This is a genomic window from Streptomyces sp. NPDC031265 (assembly GCF_055570295.1).
Genome location: NZ_JBVIHM010000004.1, coordinates 119013 through 144098, shown reverse-complemented (window position 1 = coordinate 144098; position 25086 = coordinate 119013). Strand labels below are relative to the sequence as shown.

Here is a 25086-nt window from a genome sequence, read left to right as displayed (position 1 = left end):
CCCTACGGCCGCCACGAGACGCGGTGGTTGGACCAGAAGTCCCACGTGGACATCATCGCCTCCCACCCGTCCGGGAACTTCACCGTCACGCCCAGCTGGACCGGCTCGGTCGAGGGGTGTTCGTCGAGCAGGTCCGCCACGCCCGCCCGGCACACCACGATGCAGGCGTGCCGGTGCCGGGAGGCCAGGACGCACAGGCGGCCCGTCTCCAGGTGGAACGCGGTCGCGTCCGGGCGCCCCGACAGCGGGTGCAGGACCACCGTCACGTCGAACTCGCGGCCCTGGAGCCGGTTCGCCGTGTCCACCGCGACCCCCGTCACCCCCAGCTCCGCGAGCGCCGCCCGCACCGCCGCCGCCTGGTCGCGGTGGGCCGTGCCGACCGCGATCCGGGACGCGGTGAGCGGGACGGGGTGCTCGGAGCGCTCGCTGGTGGCCGCGCCGCCCCGGTCCAGGAGCCTGCGGACCACCTGGGCCACCGCCCGTACCGCCTCCGGGTCGGTGCGCGGGGTGTGCCGGGCCGGCAGTTCGAGCAGGGCCCAGCCCGCCTCGGCCGCCTCGTCCAGGGCCCGGTCCGGCGCCGAGCCGTCGGACGGGACGCCGAAGGAGAGCCGCCGGTCGCCGTGGTCCGTACCGCTGTGGAACGGTGTGTACGGGTAGAACGCGTCGGAGACCAACGGCGCCGCCGACGCGGGCAGCCGCCAGGAGACCGGCAGCCGGTGCTGCGGCAGCCCGGGGTTGTGGGCGAGCAGCGTCGTCACCGCGCTCGCCGACGGGTCGTAGGAGAGCCCCGCCCACTGCTCGGAGTCCGCGATCGCGAACGGGTCCAGCTGGCCCGGGTCGCCCACGAACAGCGCCCGCTCGAAGAGCCCGGCGACGGCGAGGAGCGCGTCCGAGCGCATCTGGTACGCCTCGTCCACGATCGCGTGCGCCCATGGCTCGACGTCCTTGACATGCCCCCACTTCGCGGCCGTCGAAAGCACCACGTCCAGGCCCGCCAGATCACCGGCCTTCGACGATTTGCGTACGTTCGCGAGGTCGTCCAGGGCCTTGTCGTACGGGTCGGCGTCGCTGCTGTGCAGGCGGCCCACCGGCAGCTCCGGCTCCTTCTCGGCCAGCCGTACGACGAGGTCGTCGACCTGCGCGTTGGTCTGCGCCACCACCATCAACGGGCGTCCCGCGGCGGCCAGTTCGAGGGCGGCGCGCACCACGAGCGTCGACTTCCCGGCGCCCGGCGGCGAGTCCACGACGACGCCACGGGCCTGCCCGTGCAGCGTGTCGTGAAGGATCTTCCCGGTGGCCTCGGCCGCCGCCGCACCCGGGTCGAAGCCGCGCTCGGCACGGGTCACAGCAGGTCCTCCGGGGTGAGGGGGTCGGGGTGTTCCGCGTCCGCGCCCGGCGGGCCGCCGTGGGTCCACGGGGTGGCCTCGGGGTCGGGCAGTTTGGGGCCGCCGCGCTGGTCGTGCTCGAAGAGCGTCCAGCACACCCGGTCGCCCTTCTCCGGCACCGAGCCGGGCGCCGGGTCCTTGCTCCGGCCCATCTTGTCGAGCAGCCGCAGCACGAGCGCGCCGTCCGCCTCGTACCCCACGAACTCCGCCGACTGGGGCTTGCCGTCCAGCGACCGGAACACCTTCGCCCGCTCGGCCAGGTGCGGCGCGTCGTCGGTGCGGACGGTGACCAGCGGGCGCGGGCTCGGCCGCTTCGACTCCGACCAGGCCATCGCCACATCGACGACCTCCCCCGCGAACGCCTCCCCGGCCAGCCGCCGCCCGGCCATCACCAGCGGGTCGTCCAGCGCCTCCTGCGCCTCCAGCTGCGCTTGCGCGGTCTCGCGCGAGGCGAGCTTGGCCGCCGCCGCCACCGCGTCGTCGTGGCGCGGCTGGGGCGGCTCACCGGCCCGCACCCGGTCGCGGTGGGCGGTGAACGACCAGCGGTCGCGGGTCCAGCGGTCCGCCGCACGCGGCGCCCCGGGCAGCTCCCGCAGCAGTTCAAGGGCCTGCCAGACCGCTTCCCAGGTGGGCCGCAGCTGGTCCGCGACCAGTCGGCGGATCTCCTGCTCGGCCCGGGTCAGCTCGCCCAGGCGCGCGTCGGCCGCCTCGCCGTCCTGCGCCGCGTACAGCGCCTGGCGCGCCCGGTCGTAGCGGTCGATCGCCGGGGCGAGCAGCTTGTTGTCGAAGGCCGGGTCGGTGGCGGGGCCCGCGGGCGGGCACAGCAGCTGTCCGTCCCGGTCCCGGGCGAGCTCGGCCCGCAGCGCCGCCTCCGCGCCGGTGGCGCCCTCGGGCGGGTCGATCCAGGCGAGCAGCGCCCCCAGGTGCTGGTCCTCCAGGCTGGACTGGCCGGTCGCCCAGTGCCTGCCCAGCAGGTCGGTGGCGGCGAGCAGCAGCGCGGAGCCGGGGACGCGGGCGCGCTCCCCGTAGTGCGTCAGCCAGCGGCCGAGCAGCGGGACGCGCGGCGGCGCGGGGTGCGGGGTGTCCGGGTCCTGCTCGGCGGTCCGGCGAAAGCGCATGGACCGGCCGAGCAGCCGTACGAAGTCGATCGCGGCCCGGCCCGGCACGACGATCTGCGGCGCGTCGGCGCACAGCTCGACCTCGACCTTGACCTTCTTGCCGGTCTCCGGGTCGGTCTCGTTGCGCTCGGCGGCCTCCACATCGTCCGCGTAGGTGTCCAGGTGCGGCAGTACGGCGTCGGCCAGCTCGGCGAGGAACGCGAACCGCAGCTCGCGGTCGCGCGGCTGCGGCACGACGAGGAGGCGGGGCGCCTCGCGGTCGGTCCCGACGAGCGCCCCGAGCGGCGCCCCGGCCTCGCCGGAGGTGGTCAGCGGTACGAGGACGAGCGGGCGCTCGGACAGGTGCCGGTGGCGCACGGTGGCCAGCGGCGCGGCCCGCCCGGCCTCCACGGCCTCAAGACGGGCGAGGGTGGTGATCAGCGACATCCGGCGCCTCCCGCTCCCGCGCCTTCCAGCGCCTCGGCACGCAGGGAGGCCGCTCTCCGCAGCGCCGCCACCGCCGGGTCGGACGGGTCGCCCGCGCGGCCGCGCGCGGCGTCCAGGACCGCGCCGACGCTCGTCAATCCGCCCAGCTCGGCCCGCAGACCCCGGCCCAGGGCCGTCACCGCGTCCACGGCGCGGGCCCGGTCGCGGCAGTGGAAGGCCAGCTCACAGGCGGCCAGGCACTCCGGCGCGTACGTCGCCGGGACCGACTCGACCGTGTCGGTCAGCTCGGGGGCCGGCCGGTCCAGCGCGAAGCTGGCGCCCGGCGCCAGGTCGTCGGCGATCTCCTCGATCCGGGTGAGCCGGGCCAGCTGGCGCCGGGTCACCGACAACTGCTTGCGCACGTCGACGAGCGAGGAGGTCGGCAGGTTGGAGAAGTCCTTGGGGCAGACGAGCAGCACGGAGTGCGAGACGGCCGGGGCCGTCGCGTCCGGGTCCGCTCCCTCGCGACCGCGCACCAGCCCCGCCACCCGCTCAAGTGCCAGTACGTACACCGCCGCCTGGCGGGCCGCCGCGCCGACCTTGGACGGGTCGGCGGCCGCGTCGATCATCGGGAAGGACTTGATCTCGACGACCGTCCAGCGGCCGTCGGGGGCGACCACCACCGCGTCCGGCTCCAGATAGGCGGGGGAGCCCGCCACCTCCAGGGCCAGCATCGGGTGGTCCAGGAGCGTCCAGCCGCCGGACGCCGTCGCCTCCCGCAGGGCGAGCGCGGTCCGGGCGGCCCGGCCCTCGGGACCGGCCGCTGCCAGGTCCGGGACGGCCGCGTCCGCGGGGGCTTCGCCGCCGGTGCGCTCGTGCAGCAGGCGCAGCAGCTCCGTACCCCCGTCGGACTTCACCCGGGCCTCGAAGGTGTTGCCGCGGGCGATGGCGAACTGGGACTGGCCGAACGCCGCCGACGGGGAGCCTAGCGCCTCGGCGAGCGCGCCCTTGTCGACGCCCGCCCCGTCGAGCAGCGCGCGCCGGCGGCAGCCCGGGTTGGCGGCGAGGGCCGCCAGCGCCCGCGCGTCCAGCGGGCGCGGCACGGCGGTGGGTCCGCGCAGCTCAGCGAGCCGCTGACGGATGGCTGTCGTCGGCTCCCGCGATGGAGTCTTCGGACGCGCGCTGCCCTGGGATTCGCTCACCCGTGGAAGTCTTGCATCCGGCACTGACAATCGGGGCCGGTGCGCCGAACGAGCCGGGTGCGACGCGGGAGCGCACCGCGTCCGCCAGCCGCATCGCGGGCCGGGAGAGCAGCAGCCCGAGGCCCATCACAACCGCCCCGGCGACCGCGTCGAGCAGATAGTGGTTGGCCGTGCCCATCACCACGAACGTGATGGTCAGCGGGTACGCGACGCCCAGCGCGCGGGTCCAGCGGCGGCCGCCGAACCGCCACAGCATCACACCGCACCACAGCGCCCAGCCCACGTGCAGGCTCGGCATCGCCGCGTACTGGTTGGTCATGCCGCCCATCCCGCGCGGCGCGCTGGCGTCGCCGCCCCACCAGCCGTACGAGCTGTACTGCGCCATCGTGTCGACGAACCCGTGCGAGGCGTCGAGCAGGCGCGGCGGGCACGTCGGCAGCAGCGAGAAGCCGATCAGGCCCATGAGGGTGGAGAGCATCAGCCAGGTGCGGGCGGCGCGGTACTGCACCGGGCGGCGGCGGAACAGCCACACCAGGATCGCGGGCGTCACCAGGTAGTGCAGCGACGCGTAGGCGAAGTCCGCGGGTATGCCCAGCGACGGGGTGCGGGTGAAGAGCCGGTTGAGCGGGTGCTCGGCGTTGATGTGCAGGTATTTCTCTATGCGCAGGATCGCCAGGCCGTGATCCACGGCCTGCGACTCGCTGCCGCTCACCAGGAGCCGGCCCGCCGAATAGGCGGCATAGACGATGGCGATGAGCGGCAGCTCGGTCCACCAGCGGGGCCGAGGCGCGGGGTGCTGCATCTCCGGACCCTCTCCATCTCTTCATCAGGGCCTCTTCGGGCCCCGTTCAGGTGTTCAACCGTACGGTGGTCGTGAGTGCGCGCGTGCACCCACCCCCGAGGACGCGGGGGAGGGCCACAAGGGTGCGCGATGATGGAGGTGAACCTCCGCCGAACTTTCGGCATTCTGCACGCGCACCAGGGAGTGACCTGACATGCCAGCCGCCGAACCGCGCATCCTGCTCGCCCGGCACGGGCAGACCGAGTGGTCGCTCGCCGGCAAGCACACCGGCCGTACCGACATCCCGCTGCTCGAAGAGGGCCGCCGCGGCGCGAAGCTGCTCGGCGAGCGGCTGCACCGGGCGCCGTGGGACGGGCTGGTGGACGTCGAGGTGCGCACGAGTCCGCTGCTGCGCGCGCGTGAGACGTGCGACCTGGCGGGGTTCGGCGAGCGGGCGACCGACTGGGACGCGCTGATGGAGTTCGACTACGGGGCGTACGAGGGGCTCACCCCGCCCGAGATCAAGGCGGGCCGGCCCGACTGGTTCATCTGGCGCGACGGGGTCGAGGGCGGCGAGACGCTGGCCCAGGTGTCGGACCGGGCGGACGAGGTCGTCGCATGGGCGCGGTCGGCCTCACGGGACGTGCTGGTCTTCGCGCACGGGCACATCCTGCGGTCGATCGCGGCGCGCTGGCTGGGCGAGCCGATCGGCTTCGCGGCCCGCATCAAGCTCGACCCGACGTCGCTGTCGGTACTGGGATGGGCGTACGGGGACCCGGCGATCGAACGGTGGAACGACACGGGCCACTTGGAGGCGTAAGCCTCCTTCACCGGGGGCTCCGCTCTACACCGTCGCCCTCCGGTCCAGGAACGTCGCCACCTCCGGGCACGAGGCGTGCGGGGCCAGGATGCGGGCCGTGTCGGCGAGCATGGCCTGGATCCGGGTGGACTGGACTTCCGGGAGGAGGTCGAGGACCTGGTGGCCGGCCGCCGCCGACTCCGTGGGGGCGCCCGCGCGGGCCAGGTCGTCGGCGAGTTCGGCGCGGTACAGGGCCAGGTTGCGGGCGAAGTGCGGGTCCTGGAGGCGGGCCGCGCGGCGGGCGTGACGGGCCGCGCGGGGCCAGTCGCCCAGCGCCGACCAGCACTGCGCTTCCAGCATCTCCAGCTCGGCCTCCACGAAGAACGTCATCCACTCCGGGTCCCGTTCGGCCGGGCCGCGCCCGAACAGCGCGTGCGCCCGGGCGAGCGACTGCTCGCACGCCCCCCGGTCACCGAGCCCGGCCCAGCCGCCCGCCTCCCGCAGGCTCAGCAACGCGAGCAGCCGGGGGGAGCCGAGCCGGCGCGCCGCGCGCCCGCCCGCCTGCGCGGCCCGCAGCGCCTCGCGCGGCCGCCCCGCGTCCCTGGCCAGGAACGACATATTGCAGAAGGCATGCGCCTCAAGGGCCGGGTCGCCCGCGAGCCGTGCGGTGGCGAGCGCCTCCGCGTAGTGCGAGCGGGCCTCCTCGTAGTGGCCCGAGTCATGGGCGAGCCAGCCCACCGAGATGGCGAGCTCCCCCGCGCCCGCCTGCAGCCGGTAGGCCGTGGAGCGGCGCGCGGTGCCCGCTTCGAGCAGCGCGTACGCGGTGCGCAGCGGCTGGGCGGCCCGGCGGTAGAGCCCGTTCGCGCCGTGCCGGTCGTCGAGCAGCCGGATCCGCCGCACCGCCTCCTCGACCGCGCCCACCTCGGCCTCGCCGACCCGCCGTACCGGCTGCCGTACGCGGTCGTGGGGCGCGGCCTCCGCGTGCTCGGGGAGCAGCCCCAGGGAGACGGTCGCCAGGGTGGCGGAGCCGCCGGTCATGAATGCGCGACGCAGCACGTCGCTCTCCTCGTCGTTACGTTCTTCTTCGTGGTCGGTGGTGCCGTCGTCGTGTTCCGGATGCGTTGCGTACGGCGGGGTCGCACCACACACCGCACGCGCCCCCCGGCCCCGTACCGCCTCACGAGCCGAGAACCCCATCTCCGCCATCGTCAAACCCGGGAACATATGGCGGAACACGCGCTCGTACGCGTAGTTGGGGCAGCGGATCTCGCCGGCCTCCACGCGTCCGACGTACCGCGCGTCGCAGGCCACCTGCTCGCCGATCTCGCGCGCCGCCCTGCGCACCGCCGCCGCGAACTCACCCGGCGAGCGCTGCCCCCGAAGCTCCCGGAACGCGGTGTTGGGGCCCTTGGCGGGACCCCGTTCGGGGGCCCGTGCGGCGGAGTTCGCGCCGGCACTGGGATCCGTTGACGTCGCCATGGCTCAACAGCTCTCTTTGGCGGGGTGGTGCGGAGGAAGAACGTACCGGCAATATCGGCGCCCATAACGGAAGTTTGGCTACAAAAGGGATATCTCACCTGCAATCTGCTATGAACTGCCATCCTTTGCGGCGGCATATCGCCGTAGCCGTTGACACGGATCCGCGTTGAACCATGCGGATACCGCCAACCCGCAAAAACCACGTGGGGGTTGCCTTGTTGGAGGCCGGCATGGACATCAATGGCACCGGGACGACCACGACGACCGCGCGGCACCGGCCCACCCTGGACGTCGGCGGACCGCCGGGCGGCGAGGAGCCCTGCGACCTCGTCACCGTGCCCGCGCGCCAGGGCCTGGAAGCGGTGGACATCCTCCGCCGCGCCGTCGCCCCGGCGGCCGTGGGCCCGGTGGTGCACGACGGCGCCTGCGACACCCTCGGCTTCCTGGTGCCGCCCGGCACCGCGGCCGCCTGGGACGTGCCGGGCAGCGCCTGCACCGAGACCAGCGGGCGGGGCCTGCGCATCCCGGGGCTGGCCGCCGAGCCGCCGGTCTCCGGCGGCGGCTGGCTGCTGCCACCGGACGCGGTGACGGTCACCGACCCCGCCGTGCTGCGCGTCGCGCTCGGCGAGGCGGCCCGGCTGATCGAGGCCGCGGACGGCATCACCGAGGCCGGCGGCAGATAATGGTCGGATGGCGGCACGAAGCGGGACGAAGAGCGGGGCGAAGGGCGGGCCGAAGGCCGCGCCGGGCGGGCGGCGCGGTCGCCCGGCCGCCCCGGAGGCCCTCGTGGAGCCGGTCGACGGCGGCCTCGCCGAGCTGATCCCGGACCGGGACCGGCCGCGCGGCTGGACCCTGCTCCTGGACGGCGCCCCCCAGTCCCACGTCGACCTGGACGCGCCGGAACGGCTCACCTTCGAGTACCAGCGCCGCCTCGGCCACGTCATCGACCTCGCCGCCGAGCCGGGCCGCCCCCTCCAGGTGCTGCACCTGGGCGGCGGCGCCTTCACCCTCGCCCGCTACACGGCGGCCACCCGCCCCCGCTCCACCCAGCAGGTCGTCGAGGTCGACGCGGCGCTGGTGGGGCTCGTGCGCCGGGAGCTGCCGCTCGATCCGCAGGCCCGGATACGGGTGCGCTCGCTGGACGCCCGCGAAGGGCTCGCCAAGCTCCCGGACGGCTGGGCCGACCTGATCGTCGCCGACGTCTTCAGCGGCGCCCGCACCCCCGCCCATCTGACCAGCGCGGAGTTCCTGGGCGAGGTGCGCCGGGTGCTGCGGCCCGGCGGGATCTACGCGGCCAACCTCGCAGACGGGCCGCCGCTGGCGCATCTGCGCGGCCAGATAGCCACCGCCGCCCAGCTCTTCCCCGAGCTGGCGCTCGCCGCCGACCCGACCGTGCTGCGCGGCAAGCGGTTCGGCAACGCGGTACTGCTCGCCTCGGACGTGCCGTTGCCCGTGGCTGAGTTCACCCGCCGCATCGCGGGCGACCCGCATCCGGGGCGCGTCGAACACGGCCGTGCGCTGGCCGACTTCACGGGCGGGGCGGCCCCGGTGACGGACGCGACAGCCAAGCCGTCGCCCGTACCGCCGCCGTCGGTGTTCCGATAGGACCGTTCCGCAGGGGCCGTTCCGTAGGACCGTTTCGGCAGGTCCCCGCCGTCAGCCGCGGTCGTCGAGTTCCACGGTCGGGGCGTGGTTGTACCAGGTGCAGAAGACCGAGACCTCGCGCGTGCCCTTGCTGAAGGTGACCCGGATCCAGGTCGGCTGCTTCCACACCTGCATCTGCCAGCCCGTGTCCGGCGTCGCCGTCACCAGCTCCGCCGAGGCGCTGCCGATGTCGAAGACGACACGGCCGCCGGCGACGTTGTAGCCCTTCACGTTCCCCGAAGAGCGGTAGGAAGGGGGCGACTTGGACGGCCCGGCGGGGGAGCGGCTCCCGGACGGCTTCCCGTCCCCCGGCTTCGAGGGCGTGGTGGAGAGGCTGCCCGGTCCTGACGGCGAAGGCGAGTCCTTCGGCCGCTGCGTGGAGGAGGCCGGCGGCCGTACCGCGCCCTGGGTGGTGTGCCCGTCGCCGGTGAGCGGGACCGCGCGCGGAGGGTCGTACGCCGTCCCGGCCATCACCGTATGCACGCCCCACCAGGAGAGCGTGACCGCTGCCCCGGTGGCGAGCGACCAGGCGCAGACGTGGACGATTCCTCGGTGCATGGGGGTCATATCGGGGGCCATACTGCACCACGCGCCCCACGCGTGTCCCCTCTCGCCCGTGCCCGCCCGCTCCCGTCCCGACCGGGACCGGTGTCCTCCGGATGGCGTACGGTGCCGCCCATGGCAAGTGTGCTCGTGGTCGAGGACGACCAGTTCGTTCGCTCCGCCCTCATCCGCCACCTCACCGAGGCCTCCCACACCGTACGGAGCGTCGGCACGGCACTTGAGGCGCTGCGCGAGGTGGCCCATTTCCGGTTCGACGTGGTCGTCCTCGACCTCGGACTGCCCGATCTCGACGGGGCAGAGGCGCTGAAGATGCTCCGGGGCATCACCGACGTACCGGTGATCATCGCGACCGCGCGGGACGACGAGACGGAGATCGTCCGGCTGCTCAACGACGGCGCGGACGACTACCTGGTCAAGCCGTTCTCGGTGGAGCACCTGTCCGCCCGGATGACGGCCGTGCTGCGCCGGGCGCGGGCCGCCGGGGCCGAGCCGCCGCCGACGCTGATCCGGGTCGGCGGCCTCTCCATCGACCCGCTGCGCCGCCAGGCCGAACTGGACGGCCTGCAACTGGACCTCACCCGCCGCGAGTTCGACCTGCTGGCGTTCCTCGCCGGGCGCCCCGGTGTGGTCGTCCCGCGCAAGGAGCTGCTGGCCGAGGTGTGGCAGCAGTCGTACGGCGACGACCAGACCATCGACGTCCATCTGTCCTGGCTGCGCCGGAAACTGGGCGAGACGGCCGCGCAGCCCCGCTATCTGCACACCCTGCGCGGCGTGGGTGTGAAGCTGGAGCCACCACGGGCGGAGCCCGGCCGGTGAGGTGGGCGCTGGTGAAGGTCGCGGTCGCCGTCACCTTGATGGTGGTGCTCGCCTTCGCCGTGCCGCTGGGCCTGGTCATCAAGGAGATGGCGCGCGACCGCGCCTTCTCCAACGCCGAACGCCAGGCCGCCGCGATCGGCCCGACCCTGTCGATCACCTCCGACCGCGACGCGCTCGAACGGGCCGTCGCCTCCACCCAGGCGGGCGCGGCGGGCCGGATGGCCGTGCACATCCCGGCGGTTCCGGGCGCCGCGGACAGCGCGCCCGTCGACATCGGCCGACGGCGGGCGCCGCAGAAGGACCTGGAGGCGACGCGGAAGGTGGTCCGCGCGTACATCTCCGGTGTCCCCGGCGGCTCCACCCTGCTCCAGCCGACCGCGCTGAGCTCGGGCGAGATCGCGATCGTCGAGGTGTACGTGCCCGAGGCCGAGGTCACCAACGGCGTGGCCACGGCGTGGCTGGTCCTCGCGGGCGTGGGCATCGCGCTCGTCATCGGCTCGGTCGCGGTGGCGGACCGCCTGGGCGTACGCATGGTCCGCCCCGCACAGCGGCTCGCGGGGGCGGCGCACGACCTGGGCGAGGGGAAGCTGGGGGCGCGGGTGCCGGAGGAGGGCCCTGCGGAACTGCGCTCGGCGGCGGTGGCGTTCAACTCGATGGCGGACCAGGTGGTCCAACTCCTGGCGAACGAGCGGGAATTGGCGGCGGATTTGTCGCACAGGCTGCGCACGCCATTGACGGTGCTGCGCCTCAACGCCGCCTCCCTGGGGGAGGGCCCGGCCGCCGAGCAGACGCGGGCGGCCGTCGAGCAGTTGGAGCGCGAGGTCGACACGATCATCCGTACGGCGCGGGAGGCCAAGCCGCAGACCCAGCCCGCCGGGGCGGGCGCCGGGTGCGACGCGTCGGAGGTCATCCGGGACCGGATGGCGTTCTGGTCGGCCCTGGCGGAGGACGAGGGCCGGGAGGTACGGCTCGCGGGCGTCGACCGCCCCGTCCGCATCCCGGTCGCCCGGCCCGAACTCGCCGCAGCGCTCGACGCGATGCTCGGCAACGTGTTCCGGCACACGCCGGAGGGGACGGCGTTCTCGGTGGACGTCCACAACGGGGAGGACGCGGTGATCGTCCTGGTCTCGGACGCGGGTTCCGGGATCGCGGACCCCCGGGCGGCCCTGGCCCGCGGGTCCAGCGGCGGGGGCTCGACGGGGCTGGGCCTGGACATCGTGCGGCGGATGGCCGAGTCGACGGGGGGTGACGTGCGGCTGGGGCGGTCGGTGCTGGGCGGCACGGAGATCCGCGTCTGGATCGGCCTCGGCGTCGGGCCTGCCCCGACGTCCCGAATCCGCGCGCGGCGGCGGCCACGCCGCCCGTCCCCGGCGTGAGGGAGCCCTTACCCCCACCCACCCCCGGAGGGTGTAGGGGGAGGGGCTCCCCCGCCCGAAATTAACCGCGCCGCATCCCCCCCTTAAGCGGACCCTAAGAGATCCAACCCCCACCCGCCACACCCCATTTGCCCGTTTCCCAAGAGCTAGCGTGCTGCCCGCACCCCCACCCGCACCACCCCCAACCCCCAAAGGCAGGCGCACAAAATGACCCGCACTCACCGCCGCCGAGCGAGCGGCAAGACGAAGGCGATCGGCGCCGTGGTCGCCGCGGCCGTCATCGGCGGCGCGGCCTTCGCGCTCACCGGCACCGCCCAGGCCGCCTCCGTCGGCGCCGCGTACACCAAGACCAGCAGCTGGGGCGGCGGATACACCGGCCAGTACGTCGTCACCAACGACACCGGCAAGGCCCTCGCCGACTGGACCCTGGAGTTCGACCTCCCGGCCGGGACGAAGCTGTCATCCCTCTGGAACGGCGAGCAGACCGTCAAGGGTCAGCACGTCACCGTGAAGCCCGCCGCCTGGGACAAGAACGGACTCGCCCCCGGCGCATCCGTCACCGTCGGCTTCGTCACCGACTCCACCGGCACCGCCGGCGACCCCACCGGCTGTCTCATCAACCAGGAGAAGTGCTCGGTCGACACCGGCGCGACCCCCGCCCCGAGCGGCCGCCCCACCACCGCGCCGACCCCCACGAGCAAGCCGACCCCGACCGCCACGGCGACCCCCACCTCCCAGCCCACCCCCACCCAGAGCCAGACCATCACCCCCCAGCCCCCCACCACCGGCACCACCACCGGCTTCGCCCCGTACATCGACACCTCGCTCTACCCCGCGTACGACCTCGTCGACACCGCCACCAAGACCGGCGTGAAGGAGTTCCACCTCGCCTTCATCACCTCCGGCGGCGGCTGCAACCCCCTCTGGGGCGGTGTCAGCGATCTGAACAGCGACGCCGTCGCCGCGCAGATAGGCGGCCTGCGCGCCAAGGGCGGCGACGTACGCGTCTCGTTCGGCGGCGCGTCCGGCTCCGAACTCGGCCTCGTCTGCAAGAGCACCGCCGAGCTCGCGGCCGCGTACGGCAAGGTCGTCGACGCGTACAAACTCACCAAGGTCGACTTCGACATCGAGGGCGCTGCCCTGCCGGACACCGCCGCCAACACCCGCCGCGCGCAGGCCATCGCGCAGCTCCAGAAGTCCCACCCGGGCCTCGACGTGGCGTTCACGCTGCCGGTGATGCCGGAGGGCCTCACCCAGCCCGGCGTCGACCTCGTCGCCGACGCCAAGAAGAACGGCGTCGCCGTCTCGGCCGTCAACATCATGGCGATGGACTACGGCCCGGCGTACAGCGGCGACATGGGCGCGTACGCCATCCAGGCCGCGACCGCCACCCAGGCCCAGATCAAGGGCGTCCTCGGGCTCTCCGACGACGCCGCCTGGAAGGCCGTGGCCGTCACCCCGATGATCGGCGTCAACGACGTCAACACCGAGACGTTCAAGGTCGACGACGCCACCCAGCTGGTGGACTTCGCCAAGTCCAAGGGCCTGGGCCGGCTCGCCATGTGGTCCGGCGCCCGGGACAAGCAGTGCGCGGGCGGCGCGAAGAACTCCGCCGACCCGACCTGCTCCTCGATCGTCCAGGAGCCGCTGGCCTTCACGAAGGCCTTCGCCGCCTTCAAGTAGGGCCTGCCCGACCCCGCGTCCCAGACAAGATCCGCCGGACAGGCCCCGGCCCAGCTCCGCCCGGCCCAACCTCCGCGCGCGTCCCGCCGGTTCCTCCCCCACCCGGCCGGGGCGCGCGCCTCTTCCGTACCAGTACGGGTACGAGGGCCCGGACGAGCACGAGCAGACCCAGCGCGAGCGCCGAGGGCGCCGGCGTGAGGTTCAGGGGCCGGGCCCGCCCTCGGGAGCCCTACGGCTCCCGAGGCAACTCCGGCAGCACCCCCGTCCGCGCCAGCTCCCCGTACCAGCGGGCGCTGGACTTGGGTGTGCGGGTCTGCGTCTCGTAGTCGACGTACACCGCCCCGAACCGCTTGCCGTAGCCGTACGCCCACTCGAAGTTGTCGAGCAGCGACCACAGGAAGTACCCGCGTACGTCCGCCCCGTCCCGCATCGCCCGCCGCACCGCCGCGAGGTGGCCGTGCAGATAGCGGATCCGGTCCGGGTCGTGCACCGAGCCGTCCGGGGCGGGCTTGTCGTCGTACGCGGCCCCGTTCTCCGTGATCATCAGCGGTACGCCCGGCGCCTCCCGGGTGTAGCGCATCAGCAGGTCGTAGAGACCGGTCGGGTCGATCGACCAGTCCATCGCCGTCAGCTCGCCCGGCGGCTGGTGGAACTGGACGGAACCGGCGCCGGGCCACGGTGAGTGCGCGCTCTCGCCGTGGCCGTCGGGCCGGGGTTCGCGCAGGTCAGGGCCGTCGCCGGGGTGATTGTCAGTGGCGGCCGATACAACTGAGGGTGTGTAGTAGTTGATGCCCAGCAGATCGAGGGGGTGCTTGATGAGACCGAGATCGCCGTCGTGGACGAACGACCAGTCGGTGAGCCGCGCGGTGTCCCGCAGCAGATCGTCGTCGTACGCGCCCTTGAACATCGGCCCCGTGAACACCCGGTTGGCGAGCGCGTCGATGCGGCGGCACGCGTCCAGGTCGGCGGGCGACTGGGTGCGTGCCCTGACCGCGCTCGGGTTGAGGCTGATCGCCAGCCTGGCGGCCTTCGGCAGCGTGGCGCGCAGGGCCCGCGCGGCGAGCCCGTGGCCCAGGCTGAGGTGGTGCGCGGCCCGCAGCGCGGCCACCGGATCGGTGCGGCCGGGTGCGTGGACGCCCGAGCCGTACCCGAGAAAGGCGCTGCACCAGGGCTCGTTGAGGGTGGTCCACATATCCACCCGGTCGCCGAGGGCCTCGGCGACGAGCCCCGCGTAGTCCGCGAACCGGTGGGCGGTGTCCCGCTCGGGCCAGCCGCCCGCGGACTCCAACTCCTGTGGCAGGTCCCAGTGGTAGAGCGTGAGGGAGGGCCGGATGCCCTGCTCCAGGAGCCCGTCCACCAGCGCGCGGTAGAAGTCGAGCCCGCGCTGGACGACGGGGCCGCGCCCGGTCGGCTGCACCCGCGACCAGGACACGGAGAAGCGGTACGTGTCGAGGTTCAGGTCCGCCATCAGCCGGATGTCGTCCCGCCAGCGGTGGTAGTGGTCGACGGTGACGTCCCCGGTGTCCCCGCCGGACACCTTCCCCGGCGTACGGCAGAAGGTGTCCCAGATGGACGGCGTACGGCCGCCCTCGGCGACCGCGCCCTCGATCTGGTACGCCGAGGTGGCGGCGCCCCAGAGGAAGTCGGGCGGAAAGTCCTCGGGCGCGGACACGGGGACGGAGCCGGAAGCGGGCGCGGGGTCGGATGCAGGCAAGGAGTCAGGCGTGGAGTCAGGCGTGGAGTCGGACATGGAAGCACTCCCATCGTGGTCGTGCGGACGGAGGTTGATGTGAGGCACCCGGTCAGCCCTTCACCGCGCCCTGCATGATCCCGCCCACGATCTGCCGTCCGAACAGCACGAACGCGAGGAGGAGGGGCAGGGTGCCGAGGAGGGCGCCGGCCATGATGACCGACTGGTCGGGGATGTAGCCGCGGCCGAGTCCGGTGAGCGCCACCTGGACCGTGGGGCTGCCGTTCTGGGTCAGCGCGATGATCGGCCAGAAGAAGTCGTTCCAGGCCATCACGAACGTCAGCATGCCCAGGACGGCCATCGCGGGCCGGGCGGCTGGGAAGACCACGTGCCACACCACCCGCCAGCTGCTCGCGCCGTCGACCCGGGCGGCCTCGATCAGCTCGGTGGGCAGCGCCTCGACGAGGAACTGCCGCATGAAGAACACCCCGAAGGCGCTCACCAGGGTCGGCAGGATCACCGCCTGGAGCTGATCGGTCCAGGACAGCTCGGCCACCATCATGTAAAGGGGGACGACACTGAGCTGCGGCGGGATCATCATCGTGCCGATCACCAGCAGGAGCAGCACGTTCTTGAAGCGGAACCGCAGCTTGGCGAAGGCGAATCCGGCGAGCGTGGAGAAGAAGACCGTGCCGAGCGCGATCGAGCCCGCCACGATCGTGGTGTTGAGCAGGGCCGTGCCCATGTTGGCGTCGGTCCAGGCGATCTTCAGGTTCTTGAAGAGGTTGCCGCCGAACCAGAAGGGCGGGGGAGTCTGGGCGAGGCGCTCGTTGGTGCGGGAGGCGGCGATCGCCGTCCACACCAGCGGGAAGAGCGAGCCCGCGGTGAAGAGGATCAGGATCGCGTACGTGAGCCGTCCGCCGTGCAGCTGACGCCCGGCGCGGTGGACGGAGCGGGGGGCGGCGGGGGCCGCGGTCTTGGCGTTCACGTCGTCTCCTTGCGCAGGGCGCGCGAGATGAGCCAGTTCGCCGCGCCGATCAGCAGCAGGATCAGGAACATCGTCCAGGCGATCGCGGAGGCGCGGCCGAGGTGGAGGTTCACCCAGCCCTGCTCGTACAGATAAAGGCCGAGCGTCTGGAACTGGTGGTCGGAGCCGCCCGTGGCGCCCGCGCCGCCGTTGAACAGCAGCGGCTCGCCGAACAGCTGGGTCGCGCCGATCGTCGACACGACGCAGGTGAACAGGATCGTCGGTCGCAGCGAGGGCACGGTGACGTGCCGGAACTGCTGCCAGCGCGAGGCCCCGTCGAGCGCGGCGGACTCGTACAGATCGGGCGCGATGGCCTGCATCGCGGCCAGATAGATCAGTGCGTTGTAGCCGGTCCAGCGCCACACCACGATCGTGGAGACGGCGAACTGCGAGGTCCAGGTGCCGTTCTGCCAGTCGACCGGGCCCACGCCGAGCTGCCCGAGCGCCCAGTTGACCATGCCGTAGTCGCGCCCGAAGAGGAGCACGAAGACCAGGGTCGCGGCGGCCACGCTGGTGGCGTACGGGGTGAGGACGGCGACCCGGAAGAACATCGAGCCGCGCAGCTTGAAGTGGAGCAGATGGGCCACGCCGAGCGCCATCAGGAGCTGGGGGACAGTGGAGATGATGCCGATGGTGAACGTGTTGCGCAGCGCGTTCCAGAAGAACTCGTCCGACAGCAGTCGGGAGAAGTTGCGCAGCCCGACCCAGTGCATCTCGTTCGGCGCGGTCAGCTCGACCTGGTGCAGCGAGGCCCAGCCCGTATAGAGGAGCGGGAAGAGCCCGAACGCGGCGAAGAAGAGGAAGAAGGGCGCGACGAAGGCGTACGGACTCCAGCGCACATCGCGCCGGTAGCGCCGGCTGCGCCGCGCCCGCCGCCGCGCCTCGACGGCGTCGGCGGGGGCGGCGACGGGAGCGCCGACCGCCCCCGTGTCGCTGGTCACCGTCATTGGTCCAGCGCGTTGTCGATGGCCTTCACGGCGGCCTCCCAGCCCGACTGGGGGGAGCGGCCCTTCTGGTCGACCTGGAGCATGCCGACGTCGGCGAGGTTCTGCGCGATGATCAGGTCCTTCGGCCCGAGGATCTGCACCGGGGTGCCCTCGGCGGCCTTGGCGAAGATCTGCCCGATGGGGGCGCCGCCGAAGTAGGCGTGCTGGGCGCCGGAGACGGCGGGCAGGGCGTACGCGGCCCGGGCGCTCGGGAAGCTGCCGCGCTTCTCGAAGAGCGTCGCCTGCTGCGCCGGGGAGGTGAGCCAGGCCACGAGCTCGGCGGCCTGGGCGCGGTGCTTGCCCGCCGACGGGACGACGAGGAACGAGCCGCCCCAGTTGGACGGCTTGGGCGCGGCCGCCACGTCCCACTTGCCCTTCCCTGCCTCGCCCGCCTTGTCCTGGATGTAGCCGAGCATCCAGGCGGGGCAGGACACGGTGGCGAAGGTTCCGTTGGCGAACCCCTGGTCCCAACTGGGCTGGAACTGCTGCAGCTTGGCGGTCAGCCCGTGGGTGGCGAACGAGGCCGCCGTGTCCCAGGCGTCCTTCACGGCCGGGTTCGACTTGTAGACGACCTTGCCGTCACCGTCGTAGTAGCGGGTGGTGCTGCTGCCGGTGATGGCGGCCATGACGCCGGAGGCGGAGTCCACGAACGCCGCCCCCTTGGGCGCCTTCGCCTTGAAGCGCTCACCGGCCGCCAGATACTTCTGCCAGTCGCCCGCCCACAGCTTCCCCACGGCCTCCCGGTCGGTGGGCAGCCCGGCGGCGGCGAACAGGTCCTTGCGGTAGCAGATGCCCTGCGGCCCTATGTCGGTGCCGAGGCCGACGGTCTTGCCGTCCTTGGTGGTGGCCTGCCCCCACTTCCAGGGCAGGAAGGCGTCCTTGTCGACGCCCCGCACCTTGCCGAGGTCCTCCAGGCGGCCCGCCTGGGTGGCGGTGACCTCGGCGATGTTGTTGACCTCGATGGCCTGGATATCGGCGAGCCCGCTGCCGGAGCCGAGGTGGGTGAGCAGCTGCGGGTAGTAGTTCTCGTTCCGCTCGATCGACGTCTGCTTGATCTCGATGTCGGGGTGGAGCTTCATATACGCGTCGTAGAGCCCGGCCTCCTTGAGGCCGAAGGCGCCGAAGACGCCGACCGTGAGCGTCGTCCTGGCCCCACCGCCCCCGCTGCCGCCGGAGGAGGACGAGCCGGACGAGGCGGAGTCCTTGCTGTCGCCGTCGTCGGCGCAGCCCGCGAGCAGCCCGGCGCCGAGCGCGGTGACGACGGCCAGGGCCGCGATCCGCCCGGGCGCGACCCGCCGGGTCGTACTTATTCTTGTACGCATACGCATGGGTGATCCTCCAACTGGCTTGCCGTGCAGAGCGATTGACGGTCAGTCGTGCAGTGGGGGATGGTGCGGAAGGTGTACGGATACCTAGGGTTGGGAGCGCTCCCAGTCGTGATGTGTTGAAGGGTGGCGACTGTCCGGGAGGGTGTCAAGGGAGCGGGCAAAGACAGTCCGCAACCGAGGTCCGGCTGTTAGTTTTCACCCGAGTTCCGCGATGTACGGCAAGACGGGGAGGCAGGCATGAGAGCAGCTCACACGGTCCGGGGCCGCGGGGGCCGCGGGGCCGGGCGGCCCACCCTTGAAGAGGTGGCGGCGCGGGCCGGGGTCGGCCGGGGCACGGTGTCGCGGGTGATCAACGGCTCGCCCCGGGTCAGCGACCGTACCCGCGCGGCCGTGGAGGCGGCGGTGGCCGAGCTCGGCTACGTCCCCAACCGCGCGGCCCGCGCCCTGGCCGCCAACCGTACGGACGCGATCGCCCTGGTCGTCCCCGAGACGGAGACGCGCTTCTTCGCGGAGCCGTACTTCTCGGAGGTCGTCCGGGGCGTCGGCCAGGCGCTCGCGGAGACGGAGATGCAGCTCCTGCTGACCCTGGTGGGCAGCGACCGGGAGCGCCGCCGGCTCGCCCAGTACCTGACGGGCCATCGGGTCGACGGCGTCCTGCTGGTGGGCGTGCACGCAGACGACCCGCTGCCCGAGCTGCTGGAGCAGCTGGACATGCCGGTGGTGATCAGCGGCCCGCGCTCCGAGGACGAGCCGCTGGCCTCGGTGGACTCGGACAACTTCGCGGGGGCGCGGGCGGCCGTGGCCCACCTGGTCGCGCGCGGGCGCCGTTCGATCGCCACGATCACAGGCCCCCTGGACGTGTACGGGGCGCGCCGCCGCCTCGACGGCTACCGGGCCGCCCTCGCCGAGGCCGGGCTGCCCGCCGCCGCGCACCTGATATCCCCGGCGGACTTCACCGAGGAGGGCGGCCGCCGGGCGATGGCCGATCTGCTGGGCCGGGCCCCGGAGGTGGACGCGGTCTTCGCGGCCTCGGACGTGATGGCGTCCGGCGCCCGGCAGGTGCTGCGCGAGCGCGGCCGCCGGGTCCCCGAGGACGTCTCCCTGGTCGGCTTCGACGACTCGGCGATCGCCCGCCACATGGAGCCGCCGCTCACCAGCGTGCGCCAGCCGATCGAGGAGATGGGCCGGGCGATGACGGAGCTGCTGCTGGCCCAGATCGCGGCGGGCGAGCCGTCCCGTCCGCGGCTGGTGCTTCCGACGGAGTTGATCGTCCGGGCGTCGACCTGACACCGGCGCGTGCCCCGCGCGCCCCGCGCGTACGACCGCGTACGACGAAGAAGGCCCCGTCCGCCGAAGCGGACCGGGCCTTCCCGATCAGGGTGAGCAACGGGACTATGTCGCTCAGTGCTGCTGGACACCGTGGACAGAACCAGCGCTCCCTCAGCCGGTCCACCGAATGATCCATCGGGACACGGCAGGCTGGGCAGTCCACTACGAGTCCTCCACGTGCCCGCATGAAGCACAGACCCAGTAGTCGCGCTGCGCCCACATCGTGTGCCGGCAGCGGGAGCACCCGCGGGTCTGGATGCCGTGCGGGCCCAGCGGCGGCGGATCGGGGGTGGTCGTCGCGTACTCGACGATCTGGTCACGGACCCGGTCGTCTGTGGTGGCGGCCATCCGGAGCAGGCGGGCGGTACGGCTGCGGGCCTCGTCGGCGAAGTCGGTCGTCATCTCGCGCAGCACATTACGGGGGGTGAGGTAGGGGGCGGCCCTCGCCCACGGGGTTCACCTGAAGGTGTTGCGCACCCGTTCACTGGGGCGTCGCCTGCGGATCGCACGCGAGCAGGCAGTCCACCAGGACCGAGGCCATCGGTTGCTGTGGGCCTCGACCGGCTTGCGGCACCGAGCCGCCTGGTCCGAGCCGTGCTCGCCGCCGAAGTTCTCCGTCTGCCAGTCCCCGCTCTCACGCCACTTCACCTGATACGTGATCTCGCCCGACTTCTTGGGCCGTTCACGATGCTCGCCATCGCGGGACGCCACGCCCAAATGGGGTGGTGGGGGACCCCTCGGTGTTCCGGCGATGTTCCCAAGTGCGTGGACATGAAGAAGGCCTGACCTGCTTTCGCAGGTCAGGCCTTGATCAATCAGGGTGAGTAACGGGACTCGAACCCGCGACATCCTGGACCACAACCAGGTGCTCTACCAGCTGAGCTATACCCACCATGCGTGACCGGACTGTTGTGGTCTTGGAAGGCCCCTGGGGGTTTTCCTACCGGCCGAGAAAAAGTGTACAGGGTCCGGGAGGGTGCTCGCGCACATGTTTCGCGGCCCCCTCCCGGGGCGCCCGCGGAGATCGCCCGAAGGGTTACTCCGCAGGCAGGACGTGCTTGGCCGCGATCGACTTCGCCGTGTCCGAGTCCGGGCCCGGCTGGGCGACGAAGATCGCCTCGCGGTAGTAGCGGAGCTCCGCGATGGATTCACGGATGTCCGCGAGCGCGCGGTGGTTGCCGTTCTTGTCCGGACTGTTGAAGTACGCCCTCGGGTACCAGCGGCGGGCGAGCTCCTTCACCGAGGAGACGTCCACGATCCGGTAGTGGAGGTACTCCTCCAGGGCCTGCATGTCGCGCGACAGGAAGCCGCGGTCGGTGCCGACCGAGTTTCCGCACAGCGGTGCCTTGCCCGGCTCCTTCACATGCTCGCGGACATACGCCAGGACCTGGGCCTCGGCGTCGGCCAGCGTGGTGCCGCCGGCCAGCTCGTCGAGGAGCCCGGAGGCGGTGTGCATTTCGCGCACCACCTCCGGCATGGTCTCCAGCGCGGCGTCCGGGGGACGGATCACGATGTCCACCCCTTCACCGAGCACGTTCAGTTCCGAGTCGGTGACCAGGGCGGCCACCTCGATAAGTGCGTCGTCCGCCAGCGAGAGCCCGGTCATCTCGCAGTCGATCCACACCATGCGGTCGTTCATGCGCCTCAGCCTACGGGGCCGCTCCGCTGCCCCGGCAGACTCGGACGCATATAACCGGTGGCGTAGAGCTCCGAGACGGACTTGCCCGGGTCCGGCGGCGGCGCGTGCGAGATCGCCGCCGGACCGACCATGGCGCTCGCCGCCGCCGTGCGCCGGGACTGCGGCAGGGACTGCGGCGGCACCGTCTCCAGGGTCGGCGGACCTCCGGACGGCTCCGCCTGCGGCCGGCGCGCCCGGTACGCCGCCCGGTAGGACGCCGGGGACGAGCCGAGCTGGCGGCGGAAGTGCCCGCGCAGCGCGACCGGTGAGCGGAAGCCGCAGCGGCCCGCGACCTCGTCGACCGAGTAGTCCGACGTCTCCAGGAGACGCTGGGCCTGGAGCACCCGCTGGGTGATCAGCCACTGGAGCGGGGCCGATCCGGTCAGCGAGCGGAACCGCCGGTCGAACGTACGGCGTGACATGTACGCGCGAGCGGCGAGTGTCTCCACGTCGAACTGCTCGTGGAGGTGCTCCAGCGCCCAGGACACGACCTCGGCCAGCGGGTCGGACCCGATCTCTTCGGGTAAAGACCTGTCCAGATAGCGCTCCTGGCCGCCACTGCGCCGCGGCGGGACGACGAGCCGGCGCGCGAGGGCTCCGGCGGCATCGCTGCCGTGGTCGGTCCGCACTATGTGCAGACAGAGATCGATTCCGGCCGCCGTGCCCGCCGACGTGAGGACGTCCCCGTCGTCGACGAACAGCTCCCGCGGGTCCACATGGACCGACGGATAGCGCTTGGCGAGTGTCGGCGCGTACATCCAGTGCGTGGTCGCCGGGCGGCCGTCGAGCAGCCCGGCGGCGGCGAGGACGAACGCCCCGGTGCAGAGGCCCACGATGCGGGCCCCTTCTTCGTGCGCCCGGCGCAGTGCGTCGAGCGCGGCCGCCGGTGGCGGCGAGGTGATGGACCGCCAGGCGGGCACCACCACGGTGCCGGCCCGGTTGATGGCCTCCAGCCCATAGGGCGCGGTCAGTTCGAGCCCGCCTGTGGTCCGCAGGGGGCCCTCCTCTCCGGCGCAGACCAGCAGGCGGTAGCGGGGTACGCCCGCGTCCTGCCTGTCGATCCCGAACACGGAGAGCGGAATGGAGCTCTCGAAGATGGGGCCGCCACTGAACAGCAGTACGGCTACGACTTCCCGGCGTCGACGGCCGGCGAGCTTCCTTGTGGCCTCCGGTGATGCGGCAGCGGAGTCCTGGCTCATTTTGCTAAGCCCCCCTCGGTGTTCGCGGCTCCCCGTTCTTGTCGGGCTTGTCGCTCCTGCACTTTTCCCCTTGGTTTCGCACGAGTCCCCCAGCCTTCGATACGCATGATCGAATCTACTGCGTTCTGTGGCGTCGGCGTGACAAGTCCGGTACTCAGCGCTATGTCGACTTGGCAACTTGGCGCGAAGCGTTCGATCACGAAGGGTTTCATCCGGGGCGCCCGTAGGGAAGTGGGCGTCGCATGCATGGCCCGTACCCGTATGGCCAAAGCCGCCACCCCTGCCCGTTTTCCGCTGGTGGCAAGGGGGTTGGCAGGCCATTTCGGGCAGGGGAGAGGGGGGAGGGGAAGTTGGCTGAAAACATATGGGTCCGTGTGTGCGAACGCGTCAGTCCAACGGCGAACTTTCGCCGTTTGCCCGCTTGCGCCGGTGCCGGCCGGGCCCCGGCCGCGCGGCCGCCCGCTCGGACTGCCGCAGCAGCAGTCGGCAGACCGCGGTGACCGCCGCGAGTCCGAGCGCAGAGCCGGCCGCCCCGGCGAACGAGGAACCGTAGACGACGAGCACCACGGGCACCAGGACGCAGCTGAACGCCGCCCAGCGCACGACGTCGCCCGCACCGTCCCCGGCAACTGCGGCGGGCGCCCGCACGCGGTGTGCGCCCCCCTTCGCACTCCCCTCGGCGCACGGCGGCCGTCCGGCGGGCGCGGGCGCGCCGGGCCTCCGGGGGGCGTACGCGGCCCGGCGGGAGCCGCCGGGCGGAGTGGGCTGGGAGGCGTCCTGGGCGAACGGCGGGGCGGGCACGGGCATGGGCTCCCTGGGGGGCGGAACAGCGTCGGAACGGCCGCGTCTCTAACGGGCGGGTACGCGTTCCGGTCACTGCGCGTACACAGCGGAGCCACAGCCGGAGCACAGTCGGGATGTCACCGAAGTGGATCGAATGTGCACAGAATGGTGAAGAAGGGACCTCTGTACCGGCCATCGGCCATTGCCATCCGGGGCGGGCTCGTGCATGCTCCGGGGAACGCCGTGCAGCATCGGCGGCTCTGGGCAGGAGAGGAGTGTCGCCGTACCCTTGGGGGTATGGGCTTGGGAAGATGATTCCCGGACACAGCTCCGCCGCCACCTGTCGCCCTCCCATGAGGATCCAAACGCCGAGACACCCATGGCCGGTCAAGAATTCCCCGAACCCGCGGACCGCAAGCAGGTAGCCGACCCGACGTCGGACCTCCAGGCGGCAGAAGAGCCACGTCTGTCCTGTGACCCCGCCTTCCGGCATGGAGTGGTGGTCGGTTTCGACGGCTCCACGTCGAGCGAGCGCGCCCTCGCGTACGCCATCGGCATGGCCAGACGCTCCGGTTCCGGTCTGATCATCGTGCATGTCGCCAACCGGCTGCCCACCACCGTGTGGGCGGGCTGCGAGCCGCCGGTCTTCGTCGACGTGCCGGATCACCGTACGGAAGTGCTCGGCCTGGAGCTCGCCTGCGCGGACTATCTCACCGAGGTCTCCTGGATCCTGGTCGAGCGCGGCGGGGACATCTGCCACGAACTTGAAGAAGTCGGGCGCGAGTACGCGGCGGACGCGATCGTCGTCGGCTCCACGCACGGCATAGTCGGCAGGATCTTCGGCTCGGTCGCCGGACGCCTGGCCCGGCGCGCCCAGCGCCCCGTGGTCGTCATTCCGTGACCCGGATTCCGTAACCCGGCCGTGTCCGTTTGTTGTCCCAGCTGAGACGTCGTCAACTCCCTTTGTTCCAGGGCGAATCTACCCTCCGGTAGGGGGTGGATTGTGCCCTTGTGAAGGGTACATAAGGGTCGCTGGGAAGCAGCACGACTGCAGCACAACTGCACATGAAGGGAGCCCGTCGTGGACCACGAAGCCCCTGCGGGAAGCATCACTTCCACTCTCGGCCACCTCGCACTCGGACTCACCCTGCTCGCCTTCGGCCTCGGCACCGCCAAGGTCGTCGACGGCGTCACCGTGGCGGACGCCGTGTCGATCGCGACCTATGTCGGCGGTATCGGCCTGTTCGTCCTCGGGATCGTCGCGTTCCGTGACCAGGACGCCTTCACGGGTACCGCGTTCGCGGGCCTGGGCGCCTTCTGGTTCACCTGGGCGAGCGGCGCGGACTCCAAGTTCTCGACCAACGCGGCAGGCCTGTTCCTGCTCCTGTTCGGGCTCCTCGCGCTGAGCCTGGCGGCGGGCTCGGCGGGCTACGGACCCATCCGGCAGGGCTGCTACGCCCTCCTGTTCGTCTCCCTGGTGCTCCTCGCGATCGCCGACTTCGCCACCAACGACGGCCTCGCGAAGGCCGGCGGCTGGGTGGCGGCGGTCGCGGGCGCCGTGTCCTGGTACGGGGCGACGGCGGGCCTGGCCAACTGGCCGACGGCGGTTCCGCGACGCGCTGCCGGCCGGGGGGTGACGGCCGCCGGCTAGGCAGCCGCAGGCCGGTGCGTTGGGCGGCACCGGCAGGCAAGGGAGCGGCCCCGCACGCCTGGTGGCGCGTGCGGGGAGGCTTCCCTGGTGGTGGGGCATGTGCGAAAACCGCCGTGATCCACAGACCACTTAACCATTCCAGCCGTTCCCCCGGTGTTGGGCT

At 72.5% G+C, this 25086-nt stretch carries 24 protein-coding genes and 1 tRNA gene; 9 read left to right on the top strand and 16 right to left on the bottom strand.

Annotated features, from left to right (window positions below; all coding sequences use genetic code 11):
* Window positions 1–2: 2 nt before the first annotated feature.
* From ACZ499_RS09145 to ACZ499_RS09130, 4 genes are read right to left on the bottom strand one after another with little or no spacing between them, the layout of a single operon-like run.
* On the bottom strand, window positions 3–1346 hold the full coding sequence (locus ACZ499_RS09145; RefSeq protein ID WP_468673419.1) for an AAA domain-containing protein: 1344 nt from the start codon (window positions 1344–1346) through the stop codon (window positions 3–5).
* Window positions 1343–2929 carry a hypothetical protein gene (locus ACZ499_RS09140; protein ID WP_468673418.1) on the bottom strand — a complete coding sequence of 529 codons (1587 nt, stop codon included), beginning with the start codon at window positions 2927–2929 and terminating at the stop codon, window positions 1343–1345. The genes ACZ499_RS09145 and ACZ499_RS09140 overlap by 4 nt, the downstream gene beginning before the upstream one ends.
* Window positions 2920–4110, bottom strand: coding sequence for a hypothetical protein (locus ACZ499_RS09135; protein WP_468673417.1), 1191 nt, complete (start codon window positions 4108–4110; stop codon window positions 2920–2922). The genes ACZ499_RS09140 and ACZ499_RS09135 overlap by 10 nt, the downstream gene beginning before the upstream one ends.
* On the bottom strand, window positions 4031–4912 hold the full coding sequence (locus ACZ499_RS09130) for a phosphatase PAP2 family protein (RefSeq protein WP_468673416.1): 882 nt from the start codon (window positions 4910–4912) through the stop codon (window positions 4031–4033). The genes ACZ499_RS09135 and ACZ499_RS09130 overlap by 80 nt, the downstream gene beginning before the upstream one ends.
* Before the next feature lie 193 nt (window positions 4913–5105).
* Between ACZ499_RS09130 and ACZ499_RS09125 the strand changes: the two genes are divergently transcribed.
* Complete coding sequence (locus ACZ499_RS09125; protein ID WP_468673415.1) at window positions 5106–5711, top strand: histidine phosphatase family protein; 606 nt, start codon at window positions 5106–5108, stop codon at window positions 5709–5711.
* 24 nt (window positions 5712–5735) lie between these two features.
* Here ACZ499_RS09125 and ACZ499_RS09120 read toward each other — a convergent pair whose 3' ends face one another.
* Entirely contained in the window at window positions 5736–7169 is a 1434-nt protein-coding gene (locus ACZ499_RS09120; RefSeq protein WP_468673414.1) for a tetratricopeptide repeat protein, read from the bottom strand.
* Window positions 7170–7399: 230 nt separating this feature from the next.
* On the opposite strand from ACZ499_RS09120, the gene ACZ499_RS09115 reads away from it, so the two are divergent.
* Window positions 7400–7852, top strand: coding sequence for a hypothetical protein (locus tag ACZ499_RS09115; RefSeq protein ID WP_468673413.1), 453 nt, complete (start codon window positions 7400–7402; stop codon window positions 7850–7852).
* A gap of 7 nt (window positions 7853–7859) precedes the next feature.
* Window positions 7860–8774: a spermidine synthase gene (locus tag ACZ499_RS09110; RefSeq protein WP_468673412.1), complete on the top strand. Its 915-nt coding sequence runs from the start codon at window positions 7860–7862 to the stop codon at window positions 8772–8774.
* Window positions 8775–8825: 51 nt separating this feature from the next.
* On the opposite strand, the gene ACZ499_RS09105 is transcribed toward ACZ499_RS09110, so the two are convergent.
* On the bottom strand, window positions 8826–9380 hold the full coding sequence (locus ACZ499_RS09105) for a hypothetical protein (protein ID WP_468673411.1): 555 nt from the start codon (window positions 9378–9380) through the stop codon (window positions 8826–8828).
* 111 nt (window positions 9381–9491) lie between these two features.
* Here ACZ499_RS09105 and ACZ499_RS09100 point away from each other — a divergent pair, with 111 nt between their 5' ends.
* The 3 genes from ACZ499_RS09100 (at window position 9492) to ACZ499_RS09090 (ending at window position 13252) form a co-directional block, all read left to right on the top strand.
* Entirely contained in the window at window positions 9492–10193 is a 702-nt protein-coding gene (locus ACZ499_RS09100; protein WP_385541121.1) for a response regulator transcription factor, read from the top strand.
* The gene (locus ACZ499_RS09095; RefSeq protein ID WP_468406850.1) at window positions 10190–11569 is read left to right on the top strand and encodes a HAMP domain-containing sensor histidine kinase; all 1380 of its coding nucleotides are present in this window, start codon (window positions 10190–10192) and stop codon (window positions 11567–11569) included. Before ACZ499_RS09100 ends, ACZ499_RS09095 begins: the two co-directional genes overlap by 4 nt.
* A gap of 207 nt (window positions 11570–11776) precedes the next feature.
* Window positions 11777–13252 (top strand): glycoside hydrolase family 18 protein, encoded by a 1476-nt coding sequence (locus ACZ499_RS09090; RefSeq protein WP_468673410.1) that lies wholly within the window; start codon window positions 11777–11779, stop codon window positions 13250–13252.
* Window positions 13253–13481: 229 nt separating this feature from the next.
* On the opposite strand, the gene ACZ499_RS09085 is transcribed toward ACZ499_RS09090, so the two are convergent.
* From ACZ499_RS09085 to ACZ499_RS09070, 4 genes are read right to left on the bottom strand one after another with little or no spacing between them, the layout of a single operon-like run.
* The gene (locus tag ACZ499_RS09085; protein WP_468673409.1) at window positions 13482–15002 is read right to left on the bottom strand and encodes a glycoside hydrolase family 1 protein; all 1521 of its coding nucleotides are present in this window, start codon (window positions 15000–15002) and stop codon (window positions 13482–13484) included.
* A 52-nt stretch (window positions 15003–15054) separates the two neighbouring features.
* A complete protein-coding gene (locus ACZ499_RS09080; RefSeq protein WP_385549357.1) occupies window positions 15055–15930 on the bottom strand; it encodes a carbohydrate ABC transporter permease in 876 nt (291 codons plus the stop codon).
* Window positions 15927–16916 (bottom strand): carbohydrate ABC transporter permease, encoded by a 990-nt coding sequence (locus ACZ499_RS09075; RefSeq protein WP_468673408.1) that lies wholly within the window; start codon window positions 16914–16916, stop codon window positions 15927–15929. The genes ACZ499_RS09080 and ACZ499_RS09075 overlap by 4 nt, the downstream gene beginning before the upstream one ends.
* On the bottom strand, window positions 16913–18283 hold the full coding sequence (locus ACZ499_RS09070; RefSeq protein ID WP_468673407.1) for an ABC transporter substrate-binding protein: 1371 nt from the start codon (window positions 18281–18283) through the stop codon (window positions 16913–16915). The genes ACZ499_RS09075 and ACZ499_RS09070 overlap by 4 nt, the downstream gene beginning before the upstream one ends.
* A gap of 237 nt (window positions 18284–18520) precedes the next feature.
* Here ACZ499_RS09070 and ACZ499_RS09065 point away from each other — a divergent pair, with 237 nt between their 5' ends.
* A complete protein-coding gene (locus ACZ499_RS09065) occupies window positions 18521–19570 on the top strand; it encodes a LacI family DNA-binding transcriptional regulator (protein WP_468673406.1) in 1050 nt (349 codons plus the stop codon).
* Between the two features lie 204 nt (window positions 19571–19774).
* Here the strand turns inward: ACZ499_RS09065 and ACZ499_RS09060 are convergent, their stop codons facing one another.
* The 6 genes from ACZ499_RS09060 to ACZ499_RS09035 form a co-directional block, all read right to left on the bottom strand.
* A complete protein-coding gene (locus ACZ499_RS09060; RefSeq protein ID WP_468673405.1) occupies window positions 19775–20014 on the bottom strand; it encodes a hypothetical protein in 240 nt (79 codons plus the stop codon).
* Between the two features lie 54 nt (window positions 20015–20068).
* Entirely contained in the window at window positions 20069–20323 is a 255-nt protein-coding gene (locus ACZ499_RS09055; RefSeq protein WP_468673404.1) for a hypothetical protein, read from the bottom strand.
* A 108-nt stretch (window positions 20324–20431) separates the two neighbouring features.
* Window positions 20432–20504: transfer RNA gene (locus ACZ499_RS09050), tRNA-His, on the bottom strand.
* Between the two features lie 144 nt (window positions 20505–20648).
* Entirely contained in the window at window positions 20649–21251 is a 603-nt protein-coding gene (gene orn, locus ACZ499_RS09045) for an oligoribonuclease (protein ID WP_283143379.1), read from the bottom strand.
* Window positions 21252–21256: 5 nt separating this feature from the next.
* Window positions 21257–22489, bottom strand: coding sequence for a helix-turn-helix domain-containing protein (locus tag ACZ499_RS09040; protein ID WP_385826452.1), 1233 nt, complete (start codon window positions 22487–22489; stop codon window positions 21257–21259).
* A gap of 387 nt (window positions 22490–22876) precedes the next feature.
* Entirely contained in the window at window positions 22877–23296 is a 420-nt protein-coding gene (locus ACZ499_RS09035; protein WP_468673403.1) for a hypothetical protein, read from the bottom strand.
* A 355-nt stretch (window positions 23297–23651) separates the two neighbouring features.
* On the opposite strand from ACZ499_RS09035, the gene ACZ499_RS09030 reads away from it, so the two are divergent.
* On the top strand, window positions 23652–24173 hold the full coding sequence (locus ACZ499_RS09030; RefSeq protein ID WP_468673402.1) for a universal stress protein: 522 nt from the start codon (window positions 23652–23654) through the stop codon (window positions 24171–24173).
* A 180-nt stretch (window positions 24174–24353) separates the two neighbouring features.
* Window positions 24354–24923 carry a GPR1/FUN34/YaaH family transporter gene (locus tag ACZ499_RS09025; protein ID WP_468673401.1) on the top strand — a complete coding sequence of 190 codons (570 nt, stop codon included), beginning with the start codon at window positions 24354–24356 and terminating at the stop codon, window positions 24921–24923.
* Window positions 24924–25086: the final 163 nt, after the last annotated feature.